5 protein-coding genes and 1 pseudogene are annotated in these 5,819 nt (G+C 31.2%); all 6 read right to left on the bottom strand.

All coding sequences use genetic code 11. The features are described 5' to 3' along the window. Nucleotides 1-1,034: putative DNA modification/repair radical SAM protein (locus VJ881_04365; protein ID HKL75282.1), on the bottom strand; the 1,034-nt coding region annotated here is incomplete at its 3' end. Nucleotides 1,035-1,135: 101 nt separating this feature from the next. Next, entirely contained in the window at nucleotides 1,136-2,782 is a 1,647-nt protein-coding gene (locus VJ881_04360) for a DUF2207 domain-containing protein (protein ID HKL75281.1), read from the bottom strand. Nucleotides 2,783-2,949: 167 nt separating this feature from the next. Further along, nucleotides 2,950-3,555: pseudogene (prxU, locus tag VJ881_04355) on the bottom strand (thioredoxin-dependent peroxiredoxin). Between the two features lie 114 nt (nucleotides 3,556-3,669). Further along, nucleotides 3,670-4,533 (bottom strand): ATP-binding protein, encoded by an 864-nt coding sequence (locus VJ881_04350; protein ID HKL75280.1) that lies wholly within the window; start codon nucleotides 4,531-4,533, stop codon nucleotides 3,670-3,672. Further along, nucleotides 4,511-5,377 (bottom strand): ATP-binding protein, encoded by an 867-nt coding sequence (locus VJ881_04345; protein ID HKL75279.1) that lies wholly within the window; start codon nucleotides 5,375-5,377, stop codon nucleotides 4,511-4,513. Before VJ881_04345 ends, VJ881_04350 begins: the two co-directional genes overlap by 23 nt. Before the next feature lie 12 nt (nucleotides 5,378-5,389). Then, entirely contained in the window at nucleotides 5,390-5,752 is a 363-nt protein-coding gene (locus tag VJ881_04340) for a NifB/NifX family molybdenum-iron cluster-binding protein (protein HKL75278.1), read from the bottom strand. Nucleotides 5,753-5,819: the final 67 nt, after the last annotated feature.

Genomic DNA, 5,819 nt, shown 5'->3' with positions numbered 1-5,819 from the left:
CCTGCTGATTTAGGTCCTATTCCTGGGACTCTTAACAGTTTATTATAAGAAGCTTCATTTATTTCAACAGGAAATTTTTCCAGATGATGAATTGCCCAATCAGCCTTAGGATCAAGTTCAACATTGAAATTAGAATGATTTTCATCTAATAGTTCATCTGCTTCAAAATTATAAAAACGAAGAAGCCAATCTGCTTGATAAAGACGATGTTCTCTTACTAAAGGAGGTTGATTAACTGTTGGTAGTTTTTTATCATCACCAATTGGTATAAATGCAGAATAATAAACTCTTTTTAAATTAAATTTATTATATAACCCTTCCGATAATTTCAAAATTTGATAATCTGTTTCGGGACTTGCTCCTACTATTAATTGAGTACTTTGTCCTCCAGGTACAAAATTAGGAGCATTATTATATTTCTTTTTAGCAAGCTTATTTTCTTTTACTCCTTCACCTATTTTTTTCATAGGTCTTAAAATATCTTCCGGCTTTTTTTGAGGAGCAAGATCATTTAAACTTGATCTTGATGGCAATTCAATATTTACACTCATCCTATCTGCATACTCACCTGCTTTTTTTATAAGTTCATAATCAGCACCTGGAATAGCTTTTAGATGTATGTAACCATTATAGTTATATTTTTCTCTTAATAATTGAACTGTTTTTAAAATCTGTTCCATTGTATAGTCAGGATTTTTATGTATTGCTGAACTCAAAAACAGTCCTTCAATATAATTTCTTTTATAAAAATTAATAGTAAGTTTAGCCACTTCCTGGGGAGTAAAGGTAGATCTTGGTAGATCATTACTGCTTCTATTTATACAGTAGGCACAATCATATATACAATAATTAGTAAATAAAATTTTTAATAAAGATATACATCTTCCATCATCAGACCAGCTGTGGCAAATTCCACCCCTCGCTGAATTACCAATTCCACCTCCTGTGTTTTTTCGGTTACTACCACTTGAGGAACAGGAAGCATCATATTTAGCTGCCTCTGTTAATATTTCCAGTTTATTTCCCAGTTCCATGATTAACCTCCTTAAGAAACTTGATTTTAACTAAATTTTATCATACATTTGTTCGTCTGGCAAATAAAAAAATAGCCGGTTTTGCTCCCGGCCATCTATTCTCAACTTGCTCCTCCACCGCCAGCGCCTCCACCACCGGCACCTGTTGCTCCAGTAGTACCAGCAGTAGAGTTGACAATAAAAATAGTACTTAGAAGTACATAATCAATTATTTCTACTACCTCAAGAGCATCTAGTGTTTCATCAAGATCTGACATATCAAATTCTATCCATTGTGGTTTTTCAAATTTATCAGCCCTTTTCAATTTCTTTTTATACTTTTTAAATTTACCCTGCCTGAATTTTTTATGCAGAATAATGTAACTTATCTCATCAAAAAATAATTCAATAGCTTTATTAGGATTTTTATCCAATAATTTTTCAAACTCCTCTTTTTTCTTATCTAAAATATTTTCAATACTTTGCTGTGAATCTAAACCTTCAGATGAAAGCATTGGAACCAAAGCTGATTTGATGAATCTTCCAATTCCCAATAATAAAAGGAAAAGTCCTATTCCACTTATTGATGGGTATCCGGAAAATGGAGCAAGAATAATACCGGCAATCCCCAGAATAGAAGTCAAAACCCCTAAGTAAATATCAGTAATTCTTGTTTGGCCAGCTTTATTATTAAATAATCCTAGATCTTTTAAATTCTGACGTGTCATATCCATTGCTTTTTTACTTGCCTTAGGTTTTTGTAAAAATTCCTTTAAATTATCTTCTTCTTTTAGAGAATTAATTATTTCCTGTTCAAGTTCATTAAGACCTTCTTCAGATAAAATATCTACCTTTATTTCTGCTTTTTTACTTCCAAAAAATCCACTATCTAATTTACTTATAAGTTTAATTTTCCCTCTTTGAGCAAGAGAAAAAATCTCACTGATAATTCCTTTTCTTTTTTCACCTGATTTTGGATAACAAAGATTTGCCATTTCTAAATAATTTAATTTAGATAATTCAATATCTGATCTTTTAGAAACAGGTTTGTTTTGATATTCTTTAACTATAGTAAAAATAATTACTGCTATACCTAATATTGTTCCAATAATCAGAGGCCAAAAATATGGCGATTTTTCTTCAGGATAATTAGTATCAATAATTTTATCAAATTTAATAGAAATATTATAACTTTCATTTGCTGAAAGACTATCAATATGTAATTTTACTGCTGATCCATCTTGAGTTTCTATGTCTTTTTTGGGTGCTACTAAAATTCCAGAAACTCTTTGAGGGAAATCTATATTTATATCAATATTTTTGAGAGGTACCTCCCACCCTCCTTCAATAACTTTAAAATCTATAATATTTTTATTTTCTTTAGAAGAGAGGACCTTGTTTGAACGATATTTTAAAATAAATTCTGCATTCTTATCAGTTTCAGGATAAGACCAATTTACTTTTAAACTATTACCATTTTCCTCAACCCTCTTATTTTTAATACTTGTAAAAACTCCATCTAAAGAAATAAATTCTAAATTTTTCAAACCACTATTACTTATTTCTCGATAGGCATTAGAAAATTTTCCTTCTAAAAAATTGTAAGTTATTTTTTCAGTTATTAAATAATCTCCATTTTTTGTGACTTCTATATTTATATCATAATTGGAAATTTCATATTCTTTTGCATAAACATTTTGACTAATAAATAATGGTAAAATTAATATTGCTAATAAAATAAAAATATATATAAACTTCTTATTATCCATTTTTATACCTCCCTATCTATCCTAATATTAAATTCTATATCTTTTGAAATTTCCCTCCTATAAAAATAAAGTTATTTAATAAAAATAAAACCTGACCACTTATTCAGCAGCCAGGTCTTTCTAAATTAAATTTATTGTTATTTTAAATTATTTTTATATTAAGGAATTTAATCTTCGTAGTTTTCACTTGGCTTCCATTCTTTCCAGACCTTACCTACCAACTCTGGTCCAGGTTTAAGTGTTTTCTTGCCTGGAGTCCAACCAGAAGGTGTTGCTTCTCCGGTCTTACGAACATGCTGGAAAGCCTTGACCTGTCTGATAAGTTCAGATACATTACGGCCTACTGGAGGTGTTAGAACTTCCATAGCCTGTAGAACTCCATCAGGGTCAATAATAAATCGGCCTCTTACATCAACACCTGCTTTTTCATTATATACTCCATATTTTTTACCTATTCTTCCACTAGTATCAGATAGCATAGGATAAGGAACTCCACCATCAACCATCTTTGATAATTCTGCTTCCTGCCACATCTTATGAACCTGGTGACTATTAGTACTAATGGCTAAAACTTCTACTCCAAGATCCTGTAATTCATCATACTTAGCAGCAACTGCTGCTAGTTCAGTTGGTCAGACAAAAGTAAAATCGCCTGGATAGAAACAAACTACTCTCCATTGATCATCATAATCATTTAAACTAACTTTCTTAAATTCTCCATCGTGATAAGCTTGTGCTGAAAATTCAGGTGCTTTTTCGCCGACTTTTAACATTTAAATTCCTCCCTTTTAAAATTTAATTAATATTAATAACTCTTAATCAAATGATAACAGTTATTAATAAAAAAGTCAACTGCTTTATAACTTTAACCAAATAAATTGATTTATTTAATTAAGAGCATCAATTATTTCATTCCAGAGAGAGGCTATAGTTTTTGCGATGTCAGAATCTTTCTTTTCTTCTACCAGAATTTTCCCTTCTCTTAATAAATCAACAAAAACAGGAGAAAAAGGAATTCTGGCCATAACTTCAAGATCATGTTTATTACAAAACTCTTCTATTTTATCAGCCATTTTTTCATTTAAATCATATTTATTTATTATTACTTTTGATTGCAAATCAAAATGTTCTATCATTTCTACAACTCTTTTTAAATCAGAAAGTCCGGATTTAGAAGGTTCAGTAACAATCAGGGCCATATCCACTCCATTTAAAGAGGCAATTACCGGACAACCAATCCCTGGAGAACCATCTACAATCACAAGATCCTTGCCTTCTTTTTCTGCTCTTTCTTCAGCTTTATCTCTAACTTCACTTACTAATTTACCAGAATTTTCTGCACCAGCTTTTAGACGGGCATGAATCATAGGAGCATACTTAGTTTGAGACTCATAAAGTTGCCCGGTAAGTGCAGCCTCCATATGTATAGCATCTACTGGACAAACTTCTGCACAAACACTACATCCCTCACACTTTACTGGATTAATAGAAAAATCCTCATTAACTGCATTAAATCTGCATTTTTCATAACAAAGACCGCAATCTGTACATTTTTCTGCATCCCTAACTGCTATTTTACCTCCACTAAAATTTCTTTCTTTTTCTACATGAGGTTCTAAAAGAAGATGCATATTTGGAGCATCTACATCACAATCAGCAATAACATGATTTTTAGCTAAAGCTGAAAAATTAGCACTGAGGGTTGTCTTTCCTGTACCTCCTTTACCACTAATTACTGTTATTTTCTTCATTTATCTCACCTTCTATTGCTAAAAATAATTCTTTGAATTTTTCTTCCCATTCTTTTAATTCTCTGACAAATGGAATCCCATCAGAATATAACTCGGCGATTTTTCTCTCAAATGGTATTTTCATCATTATATTAATATCTTCTTTTTCACAAAATTCTTCTATTAAATCATCTTCCCCTTCTTCAGATCGATTAATTATAACTCCAAAAGGAATCCCTACTTCTCTCATAACTTCTACAGACATTTCTAAATCATTTAGTCCAAAAGGAGTAGGTTCTGTAACAAGTAATGCAAAATCACTATCTACTGTTGCCTCTATTGTAGGACAGGTTGTTCCTGGAGGAGCATCAATGATTGTTGTTTTTTTATCATTTATGTGTTCTTTTAAGGCTTCAATTACAGGAGTAGAACTTTCTTCTCCTATGTTCATTTCACCCTGCCAGAATTCAATATTTCTATCTCCTACATTCTTATCATATTTTAATTTCCCTAATTCTCTATCTTTTTCAGTTATTGCATTTACAGGACATACTATTTCACAACCACCACAACTATGACATATCTCAGGAAAAACCATAACTTCATCTAACATCATAGCTAAAGCATTATATTCACAAAAATCAACACATTTTCTACAACCTGTACAGGTCTCCTGATCTACTACAGGTATTTTTCTATTTACAGGAATATAATCATTTTTAAAATCTGGTTCAATGAAAATATATGAATCAGGTTCTTCCACATCAGCATCCATTAACTGAACATTTTCCAAAGAAAGAGCAAGGTTTGTAGAAACAGTAGTTTTACCTGTTCCTCCCTTGCCACTGAGTACTGTTATATTCATATTATCACCCTTTTAATGATCATGTTGTGCTTCATTGGTTGGTTCACTTACCTCTTCAAGCTCATCATTTTTAAAAGCTTCTATTGCTTCTTTAATAGTTCCATTTGCTAAATAAATCTTCATATTCAATCTTTCTAATCCAGAAAAAGCTCTAGGTCCTACATTGGGAGTAAACATTAAATCTGCTTTTTGATCAGCAACAATTTGAGCTGCTTCTACTCCAGCTCCACTTGGAGCATTTTGAGCTGTATTATTTATAAATTCTAATTCTTCTTCCTCAATATTAACTACTGCAAAAAACGGTGTTCGACCAAATCTAGGATTTAATTCAGCTTCCCAACCATTATCATTTTTAACCGGCATAATTACTTTCATTAATAATCAACTCCTTATTTTTTGAGTAATACACTAATTATGATTATAGCACCATTGTAAACATATG

The organism is Halanaerobiales bacterium (assembly GCA_035270125.1).
Lineage (GTDB): Bacteria > Bacillota > Halanaerobiia > Halanaerobiales > DATFIM01 > DATFIM01.
This window is presented reverse-complemented; position numbering and strand designations above follow the sequence as displayed.